This is a genomic window from Tardiphaga sp. 37S4 (genome assembly GCF_021044645.1).
GTDB lineage: Bacteria > Pseudomonadota > Alphaproteobacteria > Rhizobiales > Xanthobacteraceae > Tardiphaga > Tardiphaga robiniae.
Genome location: NZ_CP088008.1, coordinates 2,792,802 through 2,812,217, shown reverse-complemented (window position 1 = coordinate 2,812,217; position 19,416 = coordinate 2,792,802). Strand labels below are relative to the sequence as shown.

Sequence of the window (19,416 nt, the reverse complement as noted above, 5' to 3'; positions counted from 1 at the left end):
ATCAGGCCGACCGGCATTTGCCGCATTGATCTTGTGGACGGGATGGCTCATGCAGTGACACCGTCCGGCAAGCCAAGGGCCTCATGTTTTTCACGTTCTCCAAGATGCTCGGCTTCTTCACGGAGCCGTCCAATGCGATCGCCATCATCTGCGTGGTCGGCATTGTGCTGGTGCTGTTGCAGCGCCAGCGTGTCGGAACATTGCTGGTGACCTTTGGCATCCTGTTGCTGCTGCTGTTCGGCTATTCGCCTCTCGGCAATGTGCTGATGCTGTCGCTGACCGAGCGTTTTCCGAAATGGCAGGACGATGGCCGTGCACCCGATGGCATCATCGTGCTCGGCGGCGCCATCGATTCGGATTCGTCTGCGGCCCGCGGCTCGCTGGAGATCAATTCGGCCGGCGAGCGGATAACGGCGATGCTGGAGCTGGCGCGCCGCTATCCGCAGGCGCGTATCGTCTTCACCGGCGGCGCCGGCAGCCTGATTGAAAAGTCGCTGTCCGAAGCGCCCGTTGCCGGCGAGCTGCTGCAGCGTTTCGGCGTGGCCCCCGAACGCGTCACGCTCGAAACCGCTTCCCGCACCACCGACGAAAATGCCGCCTTCACCGCAGGTCTGGTGTCGCCGAAGCCCGGCGAGCGCTGGCTGCTGGTGACGTCCGCCTGGCATATGCCGCGCGCGATCGGCGCGTTCCGCAGGGTCGGCTTCGATGTCGAAGCCTATCCGGTGGACTGGCGCACGCGCGGCTGGATCGACGCCACCGAGACCTTCGATTCCGCCAGCGCCGGCCTTGGCCGGAGCGATATCGCGGTTCACGAATGGGTGGGGCTGATCACCTATTGGCTCGCGGGCCGGAGCAGCGAATTGCTGCCGGGGCCAAAGAAGCGGTGATGCGTCACTCCGCCTTTGGCAGCCCCAGCCGATACACGCCGCGGAAGTCGTTGGGATCCTCGACCGGCTTGCCCTTGCGATAGATCACGAGGCGATCGGCGAGCGCTAGCGTCACGGCGGCGCGGCGGATCGGCATCAGCAGCGCGTGCCAGTCGCCCTCGGGCTCGATCACATGCGCAATCTCAGGAGGGCTCAGCGTGCCCGCGCCGTTGCGGGTGAGCGCGTCGAGGATCGCCTCGTCGAGCGGCAAGGGCTTCGGTTTTGGGGCCAGCTTGGCGGCTGACGGCTTCGGGGTCTTCGAACTGGATTTGGACATGCTCTGCCATGACCGATCAGGCAGCACGACGCAAGCTGTGGCATGGCGGTCATGGCGCGGGGCAGGGCACGACGCTATGATCGGGCCAGTCGGCGTACAGAAGTCTCATTAGCCCCATGGAACCAAGGCACCTCATCCGCGCAGCGATCGCCGTCTCGGTGGTCGGCCACCTCGCTTTGGCGGCGGGGGTCTATTTCGCCGATGCGCGTCCGATGGAGCAGCACGAGGAGAGCGTTGCCGTCGATCTGGTAACGCCGCAGCAGCTCGCAGAGGCGGAGAAGAAGGCCGAGGAGACGCCGCCGGAGCCCGAGAAAAAGCCAGAGAAGAAGCCTGAGCCGGAATTTCGGCTGCCCGATTTGACCAACAAGCCAACCCTGGAAGAGCAGAAGACGCAGGCCGTCGCCGCCAAACCGCAGTCATCGGCGCAAAACACCCCGCCGCAGCCGCAGAAGACATCGCCGCAGCAACCCGCACCGTCACCGCAGCAACAGGCCGCCCAGCAACCTCAGCAGCAAGCCCAGCAACAGCCGCAGGCCATACCCGCAACGCCGCCTCCGTCAGCGCCTCCCGCTACGCAGCCGCCGTTGCAGCAGCAGGCTGCGCTGCAGGCTCAGCCGCCGGCGCCGCAACCGGGCCCGCAGCAGGCGCCGCCGCAGCCCGAGGCCGATATCACCGTGAAATACGGCGTCATGCTGGGCTTGCCTGAAGGCTTCGGCGGCGGCGCATCGGAGCAGGCGGACCTGTCCAAGCTCGACATCGCCGCTTTCCGGCGGCATCTCAAAACCTGTTCGAAATTGCCCACCACCGTCGCGCGCGGCGATGACGCCAAGGTCAAGCTGCGCGCCGTGTTCTCGCCGGATGGCCGGCTGGTTGCCGAGCCCACGGTGATCGAGGTCCGGCGGCCGGCCAAGGCCGCGCTCTTGATGCAGGCGGCCAAGCAGGCGCTGGAAGCCTGCCAGCCCTATGCGATGCTGCCGGCCGACAAATACGACGAGTGGAAAGTGCTCGATCTCGATTTTACGCCGCAGGATTTCGCGGGGTAACCCTTATTTCGGCGTCAGGCGCCATGGCCTGCCAGGCATTGGAGGCGAACTGCCGGCGCCAGGTCACGATCACCACGGCAGCCGTCGAGACCAGAAACACCCAGGGGCTGACGAACCAGCCGAGATAGCCGAGCGCGAAGAAGAAGGCGCGCTGCCCGCGGTTGAAGTGCCGGGCCGCCGCGCCAAACATCCGCGTGGTGCGCACCACATGCGCTTCGGCCTCCGGTGTGTCGCGCTTCGAGGCCAGCGGCATCGCACCGATCAGGATCGCGACGTAGTTGAACAGCCGGTACGACCAGGCGAATTTGAAGAACGCATAGACGAAAATCAAAATCAGCCCGAAGCACTTGATCTCCCACATGCCGGGCGTCGTGTTGAAGCCGAGCGGCAGGTTCTGCATCATCGGCATCACTTCGTTGGTGGCGCGCAGCAGCGCCAGCGAGCCGCCGATGGCGATCAGCGTGGTCGAGGCGAACCACGCGGTGCCGTTCTGCAGCGATGTCATGATATGGGTATCGACGATGCGCGCCTCGCGTTCAAGCAGACGGCGCATCCAGACCTCACGATAGGCGTGCATGCGTGCGGACAAACTGTCGCGGCCGTATTTGGTGTGCTCCAGCGTGATCGCATAGGTCGTCCACTCCAGGATGAAGAAGCCCAGCGCGAAGACGTCGACCCAGGAATAGTTGATCATGAAGCACCTATTGTATCAGTTGGCACTTCTGACACGCATGCCGTGATGCAGCAACAAGCCTGTGTACGCGGCTTGCTTGCAGAGGCGTATGCGTGGCAATTTACCGGTGTCGCAAGGAGTGGTTGATGTCGCTGTCGCTGGTGATCGGAAACAAGAATTATTCGTCCTGGTCGATGCGGCCATGGGTTGCGCTGAAGGCCTGCGGCATCCCCTTCGCGGAGGTGTTTGTCCCGCTCTACACGGATGCCGCCGACAAGCAGCGCATTCTCGATGTGACCCCGTCCGGTAAGGTGCCGGCGCTCGTCGATGGCGAGATCACGGTGTGGGATTCGCTGGCGATCATCGAATATGCCGCCGAGCGTTTTCCGGATGCAAAGCTCTGGCCGGAAGACCGGGCCGCGCGCGCCCATGCGCGTTCGGTGTCCGCCGAGATGCATTCCGGCTTCATGCCGCTGCGCAACGAATGCGGCATGAACCTGCACCGGCCGGTCCGGGCGAAGGCGCTGTCCGACGATGCCAAGGCCAATATCCGGCGCATCCAGCAGATCTGGGCCGATTGCCGCGCGCGTTACGGCAAGTATGGACCGTATCTGTTCGGCGCCTTCAGCGGTGCGGATGCCATGTATGCGCCGGTGGTGCACCGGTTCCTGACCTACGACATCGATGTCACGCCGGAAGCCCGTGCGTATATGGATACGATGCAGGCGCTGCCGGCGTTCCGGCAATGGACCGACGAGGGCCTTGCCGAAACCATCGTCATTCCGCGCTTCGAGGATGACTAAAGCGTTTTCGAGCGAAGTGGACAGCGGTTCGCGTCCAGAAAACGCGTCAAAATAAAAGATCGGGCCAAGGTTCTGATTTCATCAGAATCCAGGCCCGCGCCGCCACGATTTCGTCATGACCGGGGCCGTGCCATAACAACCGCATATTGCGGGTTCATGGCAGCCCGACTTTCTTTGGAAGCATTTTCTTCGGAAGTATGGCTTCCACATATGCGGGGACGACTCGATGAACGGGGTATGGGCGAATTCGCTCGATCAAATCTGGCGCGCGCCGACGCTCCCGATGTGGCTCGCGCTGGCTGCCTCCATCTTCTTCGCCCTGATCGTGCTGGCAACGCTGCTGCGCGCCGAGAAGTCCGTCGCCAATGGTGCGCTGACCGTGATCACGCTGCTGGCGATCGGCGTTGCTGCTGCGGCGACGCTGCGCAAATCCGAAACCGCAGGGCAGGACGCATCGCACGCCGTCGTTGCAATGCCTCAGGTGAATGCCTCGCTGCCGGCGCTGTCCTGCCTCGACGATCTCGCCGGCGATATGGTGCTCGCGGGCTGCGAGAAGGTGCTGTTTGGCTCGGCGGATTCGGTGGCGGCTGCCGTATCGGCCTCGGCTGCGCAGATCAATCGTTTGACGTCGTATGGCGATGTCGCCGCAGCGAATAAATCCATGACGCCTGAACTGGCGGGGCTGCGCCGCGCGATCGAGCGCGATCGCTACGGCCTGATCGCCTATGTGCTGCAATCGCGCGATCGCTGCATGCCGGAGAGCTGCGCTGCCTATGCCGCGCTGACCGATCGCAAGCGGATTGCTGCGAATATGGAAGAGCGGACCTATGAGGGCCTCGTGACGCGCTATGCGCCCGGCTGGAACGCGCCGCCTGCGGCTGCGGCCGCTGCGACAGGCGCGCTGGCCGGATTACCGGCGTCGGTTCCGACCGGCAAGCCGACCACGGCCGATTTCCCGTCCTCGTCCTCGATCCCGCCGATCTCGATCATGACGGAAACGCCCGTGAAGCCACCGGCGGCCGCCAATGCGCAGGCGCCTGCACCGCGCGCCGCGGCGGCAACGCCGCCACCTGCTGCCGCGAAGAAGCAGCCCGCACCGAAGACCGCCGCTCGTCCACAGGCGCCTGCCGCCCCAGCGCCCGTGCAGCTTGCACCGGAGGCTCCGCCGGCCGATAACTGAGCGGTGGATAACGCCTTGTAAAACCGCGTCGCACTGCCGATTTCTGACCCATGCCCCTGCATCTCATCAAGCTCGCCGTTGGCTGCGAATCCATCGCGGATTTCAAGAGCTATCTCTCTGAACGGATGCGCGCAGCAAAAGCGCGCGGCGCACCCCAGCATCACATCCACATCACCCGCATGGTGCCGAAACGCGATGCCGAACTGCTCGATGGCGGTTCGCTCTATTGGGTGATCAAGGGCGAGATCGCCTTGCGCGAAAAGATTCTTGCGATCGAACCGTTCCGCGACAGCGACGGTATCAATCGCTGTCGCCTGGTGATGCAGCCGAAACCGGTCACGGTCGCGCCGCGCCCGCTGCGCCCGTTCCAGGGCTGGCGCTATCTCACCGACAAGGACGCCCCGCCGGATCTCGGCAAGGCTGCCGCGAGTATCGAGGCAATGCCGGAGCCGATGCGGCGCGAACTGCGGGAACTGGGGCTGCTGTAGTCCACAATCGTCATTCCGGGGCAGGCCGGGCCGCGCAGCGGACCGGAATGAGCCCGGAATCCCAAAGTGTTTTGCGCGATCGGAGACTCCCATGTCGGGATTCCGGGTTCGTGTCCGGCAAGTGCCGGCCACGCCCCGGAATGACGAGTGTGGGGTTGGAAGACGCTAAACATTTTTTCTATCTCACGTTGACAATATACCTATTCGGTTTATATTCCCCTCCGTCCTGCCCCACCGAGAGGGGCGATCGCGATCGTCACGTTCGCGGGGTGGGATGCGGTGGACGCCGGAGATGCGGCGTCACGCGGTTCATGGGGAACGTCTGTCTTCGGGCAGGACGGATCTGCGCCAGCACTGCCACTGGCAAGGAGACGGCCGACCTTGGGATGGAAAGAGCCCTGGACAGTGTGACGGACGACCAAATCGAAACGCGTTCGGCTTACTCGCTTGAGGCTCCCTTCCCATCGCCTTGGGACTTTAATTCGCGATCGGAGCGTTCGTCGAGGCAAAGTGCAAGCAACCGAAAAAACACCGCAGGCGGAACGTCGGGCACTTGCCTGACGCCTCCGAAAGTCCTGATGCACTTTAAATTGCGGAAGACCGCATTCGCATCAGGCCCAAGGGTGCAACGGGCACCCGGCGTTCCGCACGCCCTCTCACAAGAGGGTGGGAATGCAAAACACGACGGCGCCCCCGCGCCGCAAACAATGGGGGCGATGACGCATGTCTGCAGAGCAGTGGCTGTTTGACAGTTGAATCCGCATTGAACGTCGCGGCCTGCGCGTAACGCGCACTGTCGTCGGCACCGTCCAGCCCACCACTTCCGGAAATCCTGACCTCCGCTTTTGTGAGAGCTCCGCTGACCAGATTGGTAAACAGCTAAATCACTGCGAAAAAGCTCCCCGGCTGTGTTGCATCCATTCCGCTCTGTGAAATTCACGTCCGCAGCGTGAAATGTTGTCGCTTGCCAAGGCTGCCGTGAAAGGTCACAAAAAACTGAACTGGGACGAAACACCAATCGGAGAGACGTTTGAGCATCAAGGGCAAGGCATATATCGCCGGCATCTACGAACACCCGACCCGGCATGCGCCGGACAAATCCATCGCGCAGTTGCATGCCGAAGTCGCCAAGGGCGCGCTCGAGGATGCAGGTCTCACGCACAAGGACGTCGACGGCTATTTCTGCGCGGGCGATGCGCAAGGGGGCCTGTGGCCGATGGTCGACTATCTCGGCCTCAAGCCGCGTCACGTCGATTCAACCGAGACCGGCGGCTGCTCCTACATCATCCATCTCGGCCATGCCGCGCAGGCGATCGCTGCGGGCAAGTGCTCGATCGCACTCGTCACACTGGCCGGCAAGCCGCGCACCGGCGCGATGCCGCCGCGTCTGCAGGGCGCCGAAGCCGATTTCGAGACCGCTTACGGTGCGACCACGCACAATGCCTATGGCATGTGTGCCATGCGTCACATGCACGACTACGGGACGACCAGCGAACAACTCGCCTGGATCAAGGTCGCAGCCTCGCATCACGCGCAGTACAACCCGCACGCGATGCTCAAGGACGTCGTCACCGTCGAGGACGTGCTGAACTCGCCGATGATCTCCGATCCGCTGCACCGCATGGATTGCTGCGTCGTCAGTGACGGCGGCGGCGCCATGATCGTCACCACGCCGGAAATCGCCAAGAGCCTGAAGAAGCCGCTGGTCCGCCTGATCGGTCACGGCGAAGCCATGAAGGGTCCGCGCGGCGGCAAGGATCTCGACCTCACTTACTCGGCCGGTGTGTGGTCCGGTCCGCGTGCGTTCGAGGAAGCGGGCGTGACGCCGAAGGACATGAAGTATGCGTCCATCTACGACAGCTTCACCATCACCGTGTTGATGCAGCTCGAAGACCTCGGCTTCTGCAAGAAGGGCGACGGCGGCAAGTTCGTCTCCGACGGCAACCTGATCTCGGGCGTCGGCAAGCTGCCGTTCAACACCGATGGCGGCGGCCTCTGCAGCAATCATCCCGTCAATCGCGGTGGCATGACCAAGATCCTCGAAGCCGTGCGCCAGCTGCGCGGCGAAGCCCATCCCAAGGTGCAGGTGCCGAATTGCGATCTGGCGATCGCGCATGGCACCGGAGGCCTGCTCGGCGTGCGTCACGCCGCATCGACCGCTATTCTGGAGCGCGTGTAATGACTGAAGCCAAGTATCCGACCCCCGCCGGCAATCCTGAATCGCAGCCGTTCTGGGATGCGGCCAAGGACGGCAAGTTCATGATCAAGCGCTGCACGACCTGCGGCGAAGCGCATTTCTTCCCGCGCGCGATCTGCCCGTTCTGTTTCTCCGACAAGACCGAATGGGAACAGTCATCGGGCGAGGGCGAGATCTACACCTACAGCCACATGCGCAAGTCGGCGACCGGTCCTTACGTGATCGCCTATGTGACGCTGAAGGAAGGCCCCTCGGTGCAGACCAACATCGTCGATTGCGATCCGGGCAGTCTGAAGATCGGCCAGAAGGTGAAGCTGGTGTGGAAGCCCACCGACGGCGCACCGCTGCCGTTCTTCACGCCGGCGTAGCGACACACTCAAACTGTCATCACCCGCGAAAGCGGGTGATCCAGTAAACGCCGAAAGGCCTGTGTGTACTGGATCGCCCGGTCAAGCCGGGCGATGACAGTCGGAGAGAAATCAAAACAACGAACAAGAATTTTGGGAGCGAGAGCTAATGCCCATCAACTACGAAGCCCTGATGGCGATGAAGAACATCGGCCAGAAGTATGCCTGGACCGATCGCGAAGTGATGCTCTACGCCTATGGCATCGGCATGGGCGCCGATCCGATGGGCGAGAAGGAACTGGCTTTCGTCAACGAGGGCACCTACACGCGGCGTCCGCTGAAAGTCGTGCCGACCTATGCATCGGTTGCTGCATGGGGCTCGGGCCCGGGCGAGATGGGTCTCAACAAGCTGCTTGTCGTCGATGGCGAGCGCGACATCACCTTCCACAAGCCGCTGCCGGTGGCGGCGAAGATCACCGCCGATAGCAGCGTGCTCGGCGTGTTCGACAAGGGCGCCGACAAGGGCGCCGTGATCCTGCATCAGACAATCCTGCGCGATGAAGCCGGTGAAGCGCTGGCGACTTTGGTAGCCTCACGTTTCGCCCGCGGCGATGGCGGCTTCGGCGGCAAGTCCGAGGGCCAGCCCGAGCCGCATGCGATGCCGAAGCGCGCGCCGGACAAAACCGTCGATATCACCACGCGGCCCGATCAGGCGCTGATCTATCGCCTCTGCGGCGACCGCAACCCGCTGCATTCGGACCCCGAATTCGCCAAGCGCGCCGGCTTCCCGCGTCCGATCCTGCATGGCATGTGCACCTACGGCATCACCTGCCGCGGCGTGTTGCAGACCTATGCCGACTACGATCCATCGGCCTTCAAGCAGCACGCAGTGCGCTTCTCGTCGCCGGTTTATCCGGGCGAGACTGTCACCATGGAGATGTGGAAGGACGGCAACGTGGTGTCGTTCGAGGCGAAAGTGAAAGAACGCGGCGTCACTGTGATCAAGAGCGGCAGGACGGTGCTGGCTTAAACCTCTCGGCTGTCGTCCCCGCGAAGGCGGGGACCCATAGCCTCAGGCAGCGCGGTCGAAACGGCGGAGCCACCACGACCTCGCTTCAACTAGCGCTACGGCGTGTATGGGTCCCCGCCTTCGCGGGGACGACAAAACAAACGCAACGTCGATTGCGTAGTAGAAGACAAAAAACCACGCAGGGAGAACGTCATGGGTCTTCTCGACGGCAAGGTTGCCATCATCACAGGCGCCGGCGGCGGCCTCGGTGAAGCCTACGCAAAACTGTTCGCACGCGAAGGCGCATCCGTCGTGGTCAACGACCTTGGCGGCCCGCGCGACGGCTCCGGCTCCGATCTCTCCATGGCGCAGCAGGTCGTCGACGCCATCAAGAAGGAAGGCGGCAAGGCCGTCGCCAATGGCGCCGACATCTCGACCATATCAGGCGGCCAGTCGGTGTTCGACGATGCCATCAAGGCGTTCGGCAAGGTCGACATCCTCGTCAACAATGCCGGCATCCTGCTCGACCAGACCTTCGCCAAGGCGTCCGAGGCGGCGTGGGACAAGGTGATGAAGGTGCATCTCAAAGGCACATTCTGCGTCACCCAGCCGGCCTTCAAATGGATGAAGGAAAACGGCGGCGGTGTCATCGTCAACACGTCCTCGACTTCCGGCCTGATCGGCAATTTCGGCCAAAGCAATTACGGCGCGGCCAAAGGCGGCATCTGGGGCTTGTCCAATGTGCTGGCCATCGAGGGGCGTAAATACAATATCCGTGTCTGGACGCTGGCGCCGGGCGCGCTGACGCGGATGACCGCGGACCTGCCGCGCTATATCGAAAATCCCGGCGCGGCGCTGGGTCCGGACGGTATCGCGCCGGCGGTGCTCTACATGGTCAGCGATCTCTCCGGCAGCCAGACCGGCAAGGTGCTCGGCGTGTCCGGCCCGCGCGGCGTCCGCGAGATGAAGATGATGGAAATGGAAGGCTGGAAACCGCCCCATGACGGCTGGAGTGCGCAGGACGTGGTGACCCATGCCGGCGAGATCTTCTTCTCGGAGGAAGATACCAAACACGGCGCGCGGCGGTTCTAGGTCCATGACCTCAGGGATGCTCACGCTGCGCGCAGCGCATCCCGACGAGGCCGCAGCGCTGACCGAACTCTGCCTGCGCTCCAAGGCCGTCTGGGGCTATGACGCTGCCTTCATGGCGGCGTGCCGTGATGAACTCACGCTGACGCCTGAGACTTTTGGCAGCTCGCTACTTCAGGTCGCCGTCCGCGACGGACGCGTGATCGGCATGGTTCAGGTCGGGATCGCGGGCGAAGTCGCCCAGCTCGACAGACTGTTCGTCGAGCCGGATCAACTGCGATCGGGAGCAGGGCGCATCCTGCTGGACTGGGCAAAGGCAGCAGCGCGCCAAGTGGGTGCCGTGGTCATGATCATTGAGGCTGATCCGGGCGCAGCCGGGTTTTACCGCCGTGAGGGTGCGGTGGATGCGGGAACGGTCGCGTCCGGCTCGATACCGGGGCGATGCATTCCGAAGCTGTCTCTCGCACTTTGAAGCCTTGTTGATGGATGATAGTGTCCGGCCAGAATGTCCGTTCCAAGCGCCAATATCCAGAGAGTAACCATGAGACTGACGTCCAAAGCCGCAGGCACCTTCGCCATCGCACCGACCCCGTTCCTCGACGACGGCCGCATCGACGACAAATCGATCGACGGCCTGACGGATTTCTATGCCCAGGTCGGCTGCAACGGTGTGACCGTGCTCGGCATCATGGGCGAGGCGCCGAAGCTGGAGGGGGCCGAGTCCGAGGCCGTGGCAACCCGCTTCATCAAGCGCGCCGGCGACAAGATGCAGATCATCGTCGGCGTGTCCGCGCCCGGTTTCGCCGCCATGCGTTCGCTGGCGCTGAAGTCGATGGATGCGGGGGCTGCCGGCGTCATGATCGCCCCGCCGCCGCATCTGCGCACCGACGACCAGATCACCAACTATTTCAAGCAGGCGGTGGATGCCATTGGCGATGACGTGCCGTGGGTACTGCAGGATTATCCGCTGACCCTCACCGTGGTGATGACCCCCGCCGTGATCCGCAAGATCATCATGGACTCCAAGTCCTGCGTGATGCTGAAGCACGAGGACTGGCCGGGCCTCGAGAAGATCACCGCGCTGCGCAACTTCCAGAAGGACGGCAGCCTGCGCGAAACCTCGATCCTCACCGGCAATGGCGGCGTGTTCCTGGATTTCGAAATGGAACGCGGCGCTGATGGCGCGATGACGGGTTATGCTTTCCCTGAGCTGTTGATCGACGTCGTCAATCTCCAGAAGAAGGGCGAGCGCGACAAGGCACATGATCTGTTCGACGCTCATCTGCCGCTGATCCGCTACGAGCAGCAGCTCGGCATCGGCCTCGCGGTCCGGAAATATGTACTGCAGAAGCGCGGCGTTATTGCATCAAGCGCGCAGCGCAAGCCGGGTGTGGCGATCACGGCGCAGGCGAAGGCGGAGGTCGATTATCTCCTCTCGCGCGTCGCGCGCTACGACAAACGCGCGAATATCGCACCGCAGTCGAGCGCTGCGGGTTAATAACTCCCCAGAAGTGTCATGGCCGGGCTTGACCCGGCCATCCATCTTCAGGGTTGCCAAGTAAAAGATGGATGCCCGGATCAAGTCCGGGCATGACAAACGAGAGGTCGGCGATCGCCGGCACAACAGGCATCACAGAATGCCGATCAGGGAGAAACTGAATGCCAAGCGAGCCCGGCGTTGTGCGTCCTGCGTCCACCATTCTCCTGCTGCGCAAGGGGGCAACCGACGCCATCGACGTTTTCATGATGGTGCGGCACTATCAGATCGAATTCGCATCGGGTGCGCTGGTGTTTCCCGGCGGCAGCGTCGATGCCGGAGATCGCGAGATCGGCACACAGTCCGAGCTCTATAGCGGCGGTGACGGTCTCGATCCCGATATGCTGGCTTTCAAAATCGCCGCGATCCGCGAAACTTTCGAGGAAAGCCGCATCCTGTTGGCGCGGCCGCGCGGCTCTAACGACCTGATCGCCGCGACGAAGGCGAGCGCCATCGCCGATCAGCATCGCGACGCGCTGAACGAGGGCAAGGTCAAATTCGCCGATATCATCGCCGAGAACGATCTCGAACTCGCGCTCGATCTGCTCGTGCCATATGCGCACTGGATCACGCCGGAGGGCATGAAGAAGCGGTTCGACACATGGTTCTTCCTCGCCGAGGCGCCGCCCGAGCAGGTCGGCATGCATGACGGCAAGGAGTCCACCGACTCGATCTGGCTGTCGCCACGCGAAGCTTTGGAGGGTGGCGCATCGGGCCGTTTCACGCTGCCGTTCCCGACCACGCGCAATCTGATCAAGCTCGGAAAACAGGAGAGCGTCGGCGCAGCGCTGGATGATGCCAAGCGCAGCACCATCGTCAGCGTGACGCCGATCGTCACCAAGGATGGCGACAAGCGCCAGTTGCGGATTCCGCTTGAGGCGGGCTACGATGGCGAGGTATTCGAACTGACCGGCGCGCCGTAACAGTCAGACACGGCTTACGCAGTTCTCTCCGTCATGCCCGGCCTTGTGCCGGGCATCCACGTCTTTGGCGTCGTCAGAAGGAAGACGTGGATGGCCGGGACAAGCCCAGCCATGACAGAGTATGTTGATGGGCTTGTTGACTATCCCGCCCTGGCTTGCGGCGCTGCTGCGGCGTTCTCCCAGAATGGCCGCCGCAACTCGCGTTTCAGCACCTTGCCTGCACCCGACAGCGGGAACGGTTCGTTGCGCACGTCCACGCTGCGCGGGCACTTGTAGCCGGCGATCTTCTCCTTGCAGAAGGCGATGATCTCGGCTGCATTGACACTCGCACCGGGCTTCGGAATGACGAACGCATGCACGGTCTCGCCCCATTGCGGATCTGGAATGCCGATCACGGCGCATTGCGCCACGGCCGGATGTTGAGCAACGACGTTCTCGACCTCGGTGGAATAGACGTTCTCGCCGCCTGAGATGATCATGTCCTTCATCCGGTCGACGAGATAGATGTAACCTTCATCGTCCATGTAGCCGCCGTCGCCTGTATGCATCCAGCCATCGATCACGGCCTTGGCGGTTTCCTCCGGTCGCTCCCAATAGCCCATCATGACGTGCTGGCCGCGGACCGCGACCTCGCCGACTTCACCATTCGGCACAGGCTTGCGATTGGCGTCGACGATACGCGCCTCGCAGCCGATCGCCGCGCGGCCACAGGCGCGTTGACGGTTCTTGGCGGTGGCTTCCTCGCCGAAATGTTGATCCCACGGCAGGTGCGTCGCCAGCGGCGACAGTTCGGTCATGCCATAGAGCTGATGGAATTCGGTGCCCGGCATGCCGGCCATCGCACGCTTCAGCAGCGCGTCGTTGATCGGCGAGGCGCCATACATCATGATTTTCAGCGATGACAGATCGGCGGTCGCGAAAGCGGGGTGATCGACCAGCATCTGGATCATGGTCGGGACGATCAACGTCGCCGATACTTTCTCGCGGGCGATGGTCTGCATTACCAACTCCGGATTGAACATCCGGACGATGACATTGGTGCCGCCAGAGGCCAGCGAGGTGAACATCACGCCGCCATTGGCGACGTGAAACATCGGTGCGGCGTTGAGATAGACCGAGCCGTAAGGCAGCAGGCCTTCGCTCATCATGTGCAGCGAGTTGCTCATGATATTGCCGTGGCTCAGCATCACGCCTTTGGAACGGCCTGTGGTGCCGCCGGTGTAAAAGATACCCGCGAGATCCTCGCGTGTCCGCATCGCATCCAGCACGGGTTCTGTCGATTGGACCAGCTCATCGTAGTTGTGCGCTTCCGCGGGACCTTTTTCGTCGTCCGCATAGACCAGCGTGAGTGGCATCGCTTTGGCAAGTTCGACGCCCATGGCGGCGAAGGCGCTGTCGACGACAAGCGCCGTGGCACGGCAGTCGAGCAGGGAGTCGAGAATTTCGGCCTGGCTCCAGCGCACATTGGTCGGCACGATCACAGCGCCGGCCCAGGCGATACCCAGATAGAGTTCGAGATAGCGGTCGGAGTTCAGCATCAGCACCGCCACGCGGTCGCCGTGCTTGACGCCAAGCTTTTGCAGCGCACCCGCAAGGCGGGCAACACGGTCACCAACCTCGCGCCATGTTCGGCGGCGGTCGCCGTCGATGGTGGCTATCGTCTGCGGGCTGGTTTGCAGCGCACGGCGCAAGCCCTGCGTGATGTTCATGGCGCTTCCCCTCGGTATTGCGGATGCTGCGTGCATCTCTGTCGTGCGATCATAGCGATGGGTGAGGGGCGGGCAAGCGCGGTTGATCGCTTATATCTCGCCAGATGGTTCAAAAGATCTCCGCGAGCTTTGCGATGCAAAACACGTCAGAGAAAAATCTGGAACTGTTCTCATCTGTTGACGATTCAACTCCTGCGCGTAACATCGCGACAGGCCCGCCAGAGGCCATTGGGAGTGAAATGCATGAGACAGCTTGCTCGTCGGGGCGCGCCCTTGCGTCCATTTTTCAACGGGACACTTAACTCACATACAATGCTGCGCCGTTGGCTCCGAACATCCATCGCAGCAGCGCTTGGCGCGACGTTGTTAGGCGGTGCCGCCAACGCACAGACGAAGGGCACACCGGATCATATCAAAGCGGTTACATCGGCAATTGATAGTGCAGCGATCACGGCCAATACGGCGACGTCCAAGGATTGGCCGACTTACGGCCTCGATTATGCCGAGACGCGCTTCAGCAAGCTCAATCAGATCACCGCCGAGAACGTCAAAGATATCGGCCTGATGTGGACCTACAATCTGGAATCCATCCGCGGCGTCGAAGCGACGCCGCTTGTGGTGGACGGCATCATGTATGTGTCGGCGCCATGGAGCGTGGTGCATGCCGTCGATACCCGGACCGGCAAGCGGCTATGGACCTTCGATCCCGGCGTAGATCGCGAGAAGGGCTATCGTGGCTGCTGCGATGTCGTGAATCGCGGCGTCGCGCTTTACAAGGGCAAGGTGTTCGTGGGGGCTTATGACGGCCGGCTGGTCGCACTGGATGCCGCGACCGGCACGAAGGTCTGGGAGAAGGACACCGTCATCGACCGCAAGATGTCCTATACGATCACCGGCGCGCCGCGCGTGTTCAACGGCAAGGTCGTCATCGGCAATGGTGGCGCCGAATATGGCGTGCGCGGTTACGTTACGGCCTATGACGCTGAGACCGGCAATCAGGCATGGCGCTGGTTCACGGTGCCCGGCGATCCGGCCAAGCCGTTCGAGGACGACTCGATGGCTGCCGCGGCGAAGACCTGGGATCCGGCCGGCAAATACTGGGTCAATGGCGGCGGCGGCTCGGCCTGGGATACGATCACCTTCGATCCCGACCTGAACATGGTCTATATCGGCACCGGCAACGGCTCGCCGTGGAATCGCAATCTGCGCAGTCCGGGAGGCGGCGATAATCTCTATCTCGGCTCCATCGTCGCGCTGAATGCCGATACCGGGAAATATCTCTGGCACTATCAGGAAACGCCCGGCGACAACTGGGACTATACCTCGACGCAGCCGATGATCCTGGCCGATCTCACCATCGACGGCGCACCGCGCAAGGTGGTGCTTCACGCGCCGAAGAATGGCTTCTTCTTCGTCATCGATCGCACCAACGGCAAGTTCATCTCTGCCAAGAACTTTGTCGATGTAAACTGGGCCACCGGCTACGACGCCAGCGGAAGACCGATCGAGGTGCCGGAAGCCCGCTCGCCGGACAAATCCTTCGACAGCATTCCCGGACCGTTCGGTGCCCATAACTGGCATCCGATGTCGTTCAATCCGCAAACCGGGCTGGTCTATCTGCCGGCGCAGGGTGTGCCTTTGAACCTCACGGGCGAGAAGGCGCTGGTGCAGAATGCGCAGGGCTCGAACAAGTTCGGCGGTACCACGGGCTGGAATGTCGGCTTCTCGCTCAATGCCGAGCCGCCGAAGAACCCGCCATTCGGTCGCCTGATTGCGTGGGATCCGGTGAAGCAGAAGGAAGCGTGGCGCGCTGAATACATCGCGCCCTGGAATGGCGGCACGCTCACGACGGCCGGCAATCTCGTGTTCCAGGGCTCCGCCGATGGCCGCTTCATCGCCTATAACGCCAAAACAGGCGAGAAACTCTGGGAGACGCCCGTCGGCACCGGCGTGGTTGCGGCGCCTGCGACCTATGTGGTCGATGGCGTGCAATACGTGTCGGTGGCGGTCGGGTGGGGCGGCGTATTCGGCATCACCCAGCGCGCCACCGATCGCGAGGCGCCCGGCACGGTCTACACCTTCGCCATTGGCGGCAAGGCGCCGTTGCCAGCCTTTACCAAGTACCAGATCGGCAATCTGCTGACCGGGGTCAAATACGATCCCGCTCACGTGCCGGAGGGGACTTCGATCTACGTTAATGCCTGTGCGACCTGCCACGGCGTGCCCGGCGTGGATAAGGGCGGCAATGTGCCCAACCTGGGCTATGTCTCCACCGAGACCATCACCAACCTGAAGGACATCGTGTTCAACGGGCCATTCAAGGACAAGGGCATGCCTGATTTTACCGGCAAGCTCACGGAAGCGGATGTGGTCAAGATCCAGGCCTTCATCCAGGGTACAGCCGACGCGATACGGCCGAAATAAACACCATGCTGGACGGTTCGGCCCGATCGGGCCGTCCAGCATGTTCCCCCGGCGGCTGAAGTCAGGATATATTGGGACGCTCTGAAGTCCGGTCCCACAACCATGTCCTCTGCCATTACGGCATTCTTTCAGCGGGTCCGATCGTCCTCGCTCTCGATCGGCCAGCTGACCTTCAGCGGGTTCCTGCTGGTGCTGACGGTGATCCTGATCACCAGCATCGCCAGCGTGGTCGCGATCCGTCATATCGACAATACCTTCGCCGAGCTTGAGCGGCTGCAGAGCGTTGGCGATCTGGCCGAAAACATCGACCGCCGCCTGATCAGCCTGCGGCTGGCAGCACGCGATTTCGTCACCGATCCCGATGCACAGCCGGAAAAGGTCTCGCAGGCTGCCACGGCGCTCGGCGATCTCCTGAAGAAGACCCGGATCGAGCTTGCGCCCGAGCAGCGCGACATGATCGACGGTGTCGACGCGCGGTTGACCAAGTACCGCGAAGGGATTGAGCGCGTCTCATCGCTGATCGCACGTCGCTCCGCTATGCTGGCGACGCTCCCGCCGCTCCGCGAGCAATTCGAGAACGCCGTTCCGGATGTGACGAATTCAAATGCCGCCAAGGCCATGTTCCGGGCGCAGAACGAGATCGCGGCGGCTTTGCTGGCGCGCGATCCGATCGGAGCCGAGCAGGCCGCCCAGCGCATGCGTGCGCTGCCGATCAGCACGCCCGCGCTTCGTGCGGCCGCCGATGCGTACACCGATGCAATCATTTCGATCTCGGAAACCGAGAGCGAGATCGCCGATCTCGACAGGGATGTGCTTGGCGCCGAAGGCCGATTAATCGGGCGGGTGACCGAATTGTTGCGCGAGCTTAGCGCCCGTCGTGGCCGGGTGCTGTCGCGTGAGTTCGCGCGCACGCTGACCGAGGCAAGATGGCAAAGCATCATCCTTGGCACGGCGGGCGTTCTGGTCGGGCTGCTGGCGGCACTGTTCGTGGTGCGGCGGATCGTGAAGCCGCTGAAGGCGATTGCCAAGTCGATCCGTGCGCTAGCTGGTGGCGCCAAGCACACGCCGATCCCGGCCATGGATCTGGAGAATGAAATCGGTGACATCGCGCGCGCCGCGGAGGTGTTCCGCAAGACGCTGGTCGATGCCGATGCCGCGCGCGAGGCGGCCTTGCATGCGTTGGCCGAGCAGAGGCTGGCGGAAGAGAGTTATCGCAAGCTGTTTGAAGGATCCGTCGACGGCATCTATGTGACGACGCCGGCAGGTGCGCTGCTCAATGCCAATCCGGCACTGGCGCGGATGATGGGGTATGATTCACCGGAAGACCTGATCCGCGCCACGCTGGATATCTCGCGCAACATCTATGTCGATCCCGCGGCGCGCGCCGAGTATCAGCAGCGCATGGCAAGCGACGGAATGGTGCGCGAATTTGAGTATCAGGTCCGTCAACGGCACGACACGGTCCTCTGGCTGTCCGACAGCGCCACGGCGGTCCGCGACGAGAATGGCGAGGTTGTGCGCTATGAGGGAACAGTCCGCGACATCACCAACCAGAAACATGCCGAAGCCGCGATCAGGGAAGGTCGCAGGTTGCTGCAGCAGGTCATCGATACCGTTCCTGCCGTCATCAACGTAAAAGACACCGATCTGCGATACGTCTTGATGAACCGGTATATGGCGGGGATTTTCGGCATCGAGCCCGGTGAGGCGATCGGGAAAACCACTGGCGAGTTGATGCTGCGCTTTGGCGCGTCGAAGACCGACTCGCCTGACAAGATGGTGCTGGCGACCAGGAAGGGCCTCGGTTTCTACGAGGAAGAGTACAAGGACGCTGCCGGTGTGATGCGGCAGTGGCTGGTCAACAAGCTGCCTTTGCTGACGGCCGATGGTGATATCCAGAACATCGTGACCGTGGCCCTCGATATCGGCCAGCGCAAGCGCAGCGAGCAGGAGATGCTCAAGGCCAAGGATGCCGCCGAAACGGCGCTACGCAATCTGCGTGAGACGCAGAATTCGCTGATCGAGGCGGAGAAGCTCGCGGCGCTTGGGCGGCTGGTTGCCGGTGTGGCCCATGAGGTCAATAATCCCGTCGGCATCAGCCTGACCGTGGCGTCATCGCTGGAACGCAAGATCGCGCTGTTCGGCGAGGAGGTTGCGCGCGGCGAACTGCGTCGCTCGACCCTGACCGAATTCATCGAATCCAACCGCGATGCGGCGGCACAATTGGTCGCCAATCTCAATCGCGCGGCTGAGTTGATCCAGTCGTTCAAGCAGGTTTCCGCCGACCGCAATTATTCCGACCAGCGCGTCTTTGATCTCGCCGATCTCACCGAGCAGGTGGTGATGAGTTTGAAGCCGGGATTACGAAAACAGAAGCTGGCGCTTTCGGTCGACTGCAAGCCAGGACTGACGATGAACAGCTATCCGGGTCCGTATGGTCAGGTGCTGACCAATCTGTTCCTCAATTCCGTCGCTCATGCATTTCCCGATGGCAATGGTGGCTCGGTCGAGATCAAGGTGCAGGAAGCCGGCAACGATCATGTGGAAATTCTTTTCGCGGATAACGGTGTCGGAATGAGCCCTGAGGTCCGGCGGCGTGCTTTCGACCCGTTCTTCACGACGCGCCGGGATCAGGGCGGCACAGGCCTGGGCCTGCACATCGTCTACAGCATCGTCACCAGCCGCCTCGGTGGTCGTCTGCATCTGCAGTCCGATCCGGGGCAGGGAACGCGCATCCAGATCATCCTGCCGCGCGTCGCGCCGCTGGAGATGGCTGCGGAATAGCGGACGC

17 protein-coding genes are annotated in these 19,416 nt (G+C 62.6%); 14 read left to right on the top strand and 3 right to left on the bottom strand.

Features of this window, described 5'->3' with window-relative positions:
- The first annotated feature begins 83 nt into the window (after window positions 1–83).
- Window positions 84–887 carry a YdcF family protein gene (locus LPB73_RS13730; protein WP_231080878.1) on the top strand — a complete coding sequence of 268 codons (804 nt, stop codon included), beginning with the start codon at window positions 84–86 and terminating at the stop codon, window positions 885–887.
- A gap of 4 nt (window positions 888–891) precedes the next feature.
- Here the strand turns inward: LPB73_RS13730 and LPB73_RS13725 are convergent, their stop codons facing one another.
- The gene (locus LPB73_RS13725; protein WP_231080877.1) at window positions 892–1,203 is read right to left on the bottom strand and encodes a DUF3253 domain-containing protein; all 312 of its coding nucleotides are present in this window, start codon (window positions 1,201–1,203) and stop codon (window positions 892–894) included.
- A 116-nt stretch (window positions 1,204–1,319) separates the two neighbouring features.
- Between LPB73_RS13725 and LPB73_RS13720 the strand changes: the two genes are divergently transcribed.
- Window positions 1,320–2,246, top strand: coding sequence for a hypothetical protein (locus LPB73_RS13720; RefSeq protein WP_231080876.1), 927 nt, complete (start codon window positions 1,320–1,322; stop codon window positions 2,244–2,246).
- On the opposite strand, the gene LPB73_RS13715 is transcribed toward LPB73_RS13720, so the two are convergent.
- Complete coding sequence (locus LPB73_RS13715) at window positions 2,221–2,937, bottom strand: DUF599 domain-containing protein (RefSeq protein WP_081421764.1); 717 nt, start codon at window positions 2,935–2,937, stop codon at window positions 2,221–2,223. The two genes, LPB73_RS13720 and LPB73_RS13715, sit on opposite strands and share 26 nt — an antisense overlap.
- Before the next feature lie 128 nt (window positions 2,938–3,065).
- Here LPB73_RS13715 and LPB73_RS13710 point away from each other — a divergent pair, with 128 nt between their 5' ends.
- The 10 genes from LPB73_RS13710 to LPB73_RS13665 all read left to right on the top strand — a co-directional run bounded on the left by LPB73_RS13710 (window position 3,066) and on the right by LPB73_RS13665 (window position 12,492).
- The gene (locus LPB73_RS13710; RefSeq protein ID WP_120290250.1) at window positions 3,066–3,722 is read left to right on the top strand and encodes a glutathione S-transferase family protein; all 657 of its coding nucleotides are present in this window, start codon (window positions 3,066–3,068) and stop codon (window positions 3,720–3,722) included.
- A 226-nt stretch (window positions 3,723–3,948) separates the two neighbouring features.
- On the top strand, window positions 3,949–4,902 hold the full coding sequence (locus tag LPB73_RS13705) for a hypothetical protein (RefSeq protein ID WP_231080875.1): 954 nt from the start codon (window positions 3,949–3,951) through the stop codon (window positions 4,900–4,902).
- Between the two features lie 50 nt (window positions 4,903–4,952).
- The gene (locus tag LPB73_RS13700; RefSeq protein ID WP_116664113.1) at window positions 4,953–5,390 is read left to right on the top strand and encodes a DUF1489 family protein; all 438 of its coding nucleotides are present in this window, start codon (window positions 4,953–4,955) and stop codon (window positions 5,388–5,390) included.
- A gap of 1,030 nt (window positions 5,391–6,420) precedes the next feature.
- Window positions 6,421–7,569, top strand: coding sequence for a thiolase domain-containing protein (locus LPB73_RS13695; RefSeq protein ID WP_231080874.1), 1,149 nt, complete (start codon window positions 6,421–6,423; stop codon window positions 7,567–7,569).
- On the top strand, window positions 7,569–7,955 hold the full coding sequence (locus LPB73_RS13690; RefSeq protein WP_231080873.1) for a Zn-ribbon domain-containing OB-fold protein: 387 nt from the start codon (window positions 7,569–7,571) through the stop codon (window positions 7,953–7,955). Before LPB73_RS13695 ends, LPB73_RS13690 begins: the two co-directional genes overlap by 1 nt.
- 148 nt (window positions 7,956–8,103) lie before the next feature.
- The gene (locus LPB73_RS13685) at window positions 8,104–8,964 is read left to right on the top strand and encodes a MaoC family dehydratase (protein ID WP_231080872.1); all 861 of its coding nucleotides are present in this window, start codon (window positions 8,104–8,106) and stop codon (window positions 8,962–8,964) included.
- Window positions 8,965–9,156: 192 nt separating this feature from the next.
- A complete protein-coding gene (locus LPB73_RS13680; protein WP_231080871.1) occupies window positions 9,157–10,035 on the top strand; it encodes an SDR family oxidoreductase in 879 nt (292 codons plus the stop codon).
- A gap of 4 nt (window positions 10,036–10,039) precedes the next feature.
- Window positions 10,040–10,504, top strand: a complete 465-nt coding sequence (locus LPB73_RS13675) for a GNAT family N-acetyltransferase (RefSeq protein ID WP_231080870.1) — start codon at window positions 10,040–10,042, stop codon at window positions 10,502–10,504.
- A gap of 69 nt (window positions 10,505–10,573) precedes the next feature.
- Window positions 10,574–11,530, top strand: coding sequence for a dihydrodipicolinate synthase family protein (locus tag LPB73_RS13670; RefSeq protein ID WP_231080869.1), 957 nt, complete (start codon window positions 10,574–10,576; stop codon window positions 11,528–11,530).
- A 161-nt stretch (window positions 11,531–11,691) separates the two neighbouring features.
- Window positions 11,692–12,492, top strand: coding sequence for an NUDIX hydrolase (locus LPB73_RS13665; RefSeq protein WP_231080868.1), 801 nt, complete (start codon window positions 11,692–11,694; stop codon window positions 12,490–12,492).
- A gap of 140 nt (window positions 12,493–12,632) precedes the next feature.
- Here the strand turns inward: LPB73_RS13665 and LPB73_RS13660 are convergent, their stop codons facing one another.
- Complete coding sequence (locus LPB73_RS13660) at window positions 12,633–14,201, bottom strand: long-chain-fatty-acid--CoA ligase (RefSeq protein WP_231080867.1); 1,569 nt, start codon at window positions 14,199–14,201, stop codon at window positions 12,633–12,635.
- A 312-nt stretch (window positions 14,202–14,513) separates the two neighbouring features.
- Here LPB73_RS13660 and LPB73_RS13655 point away from each other — a divergent pair, with 312 nt between their 5' ends.
- Together LPB73_RS13655 and LPB73_RS13650 are read left to right on the top strand one after the other, a co-directional pair.
- On the top strand, window positions 14,514–16,625 hold the full coding sequence (locus LPB73_RS13655) for a PQQ-dependent dehydrogenase, methanol/ethanol family (protein ID WP_231080866.1): 2,112 nt from the start codon (window positions 14,514–14,516) through the stop codon (window positions 16,623–16,625).
- Window positions 16,626–16,727: 102 nt separating this feature from the next.
- The gene (locus tag LPB73_RS13650; RefSeq protein WP_231080865.1) at window positions 16,728–19,409 is read left to right on the top strand and encodes a PAS domain S-box protein; all 2,682 of its coding nucleotides are present in this window, start codon (window positions 16,728–16,730) and stop codon (window positions 19,407–19,409) included.
- Window positions 19,410–19,416 lie beyond the last annotated feature (7 nt).

What these genes read in the sequence shown, in the direction of transcription:
- LPB73_RS13730 (WP_231080878.1), top strand. Translation starts at nt 84, where the DNA reads ATGTTTTTCACGTTCTCCAAGATGCTCGGCTTCTTCACGGAGCCGTCC.
- LPB73_RS13720 (WP_231080876.1), top strand. Translation starts at nt 1,320, where the DNA reads ATGGAACCAAGGCACCTCATCCGCGCAGCGATCGCCGTCTCGGTGGTC.
- LPB73_RS13685 (WP_231080872.1), top strand. Translation starts at nt 8,104, where the DNA reads ATGCCCATCAACTACGAAGCCCTGATGGCGATGAAGAACATCGGCCAG.
- LPB73_RS13650 (WP_231080865.1), top strand. Translation starts at nt 16,728, where the DNA reads ATGTCCTCTGCCATTACGGCATTCTTTCAGCGGGTCCGATCGTCCTCG.
- LPB73_RS13690 (WP_231080873.1), top strand. Translation starts at nt 7,569, where the DNA reads ATGACTGAAGCCAAGTATCCGACCCCCGCCGGCAATCCTGAATCGCAG.
- LPB73_RS13655 (WP_231080866.1), top strand. Translation starts at nt 14,514, where the DNA reads ATGCTGCGCCGTTGGCTCCGAACATCCATCGCAGCAGCGCTTGGCGCG.
- LPB73_RS13675 (WP_231080870.1), top strand. Translation starts at nt 10,040, where the DNA reads ATGACCTCAGGGATGCTCACGCTGCGCGCAGCGCATCCCGACGAGGCC.
- LPB73_RS13705 (WP_231080875.1), top strand. Translation starts at nt 3,949, where the DNA reads ATGAACGGGGTATGGGCGAATTCGCTCGATCAAATCTGGCGCGCGCCG.
- LPB73_RS13680 (WP_231080871.1), top strand. Translation starts at nt 9,157, where the DNA reads ATGGGTCTTCTCGACGGCAAGGTTGCCATCATCACAGGCGCCGGCGGC.
- LPB73_RS13670 (WP_231080869.1), top strand. Translation starts at nt 10,574, where the DNA reads ATGAGACTGACGTCCAAAGCCGCAGGCACCTTCGCCATCGCACCGACC.
- LPB73_RS13665 (WP_231080868.1), top strand. Translation starts at nt 11,692, where the DNA reads ATGCCAAGCGAGCCCGGCGTTGTGCGTCCTGCGTCCACCATTCTCCTG.
- LPB73_RS13725 (WP_231080877.1), bottom strand. Translation starts at nt 1,203, where the DNA reads ATGTCCAAATCCAGTTCGAAGACCCCGAAGCCGTCAGCCGCCAAGCTG.
- LPB73_RS13710 (WP_120290250.1), top strand. Translation starts at nt 3,066, where the DNA reads ATGTCGCTGTCGCTGGTGATCGGAAACAAGAATTATTCGTCCTGGTCG.
- LPB73_RS13660 (WP_231080867.1), bottom strand. Translation starts at nt 14,201, where the DNA reads ATGAACATCACGCAGGGCTTGCGCCGTGCGCTGCAAACCAGCCCGCAG.
- LPB73_RS13700 (WP_116664113.1), top strand. Translation starts at nt 4,953, where the DNA reads ATGCCCCTGCATCTCATCAAGCTCGCCGTTGGCTGCGAATCCATCGCG.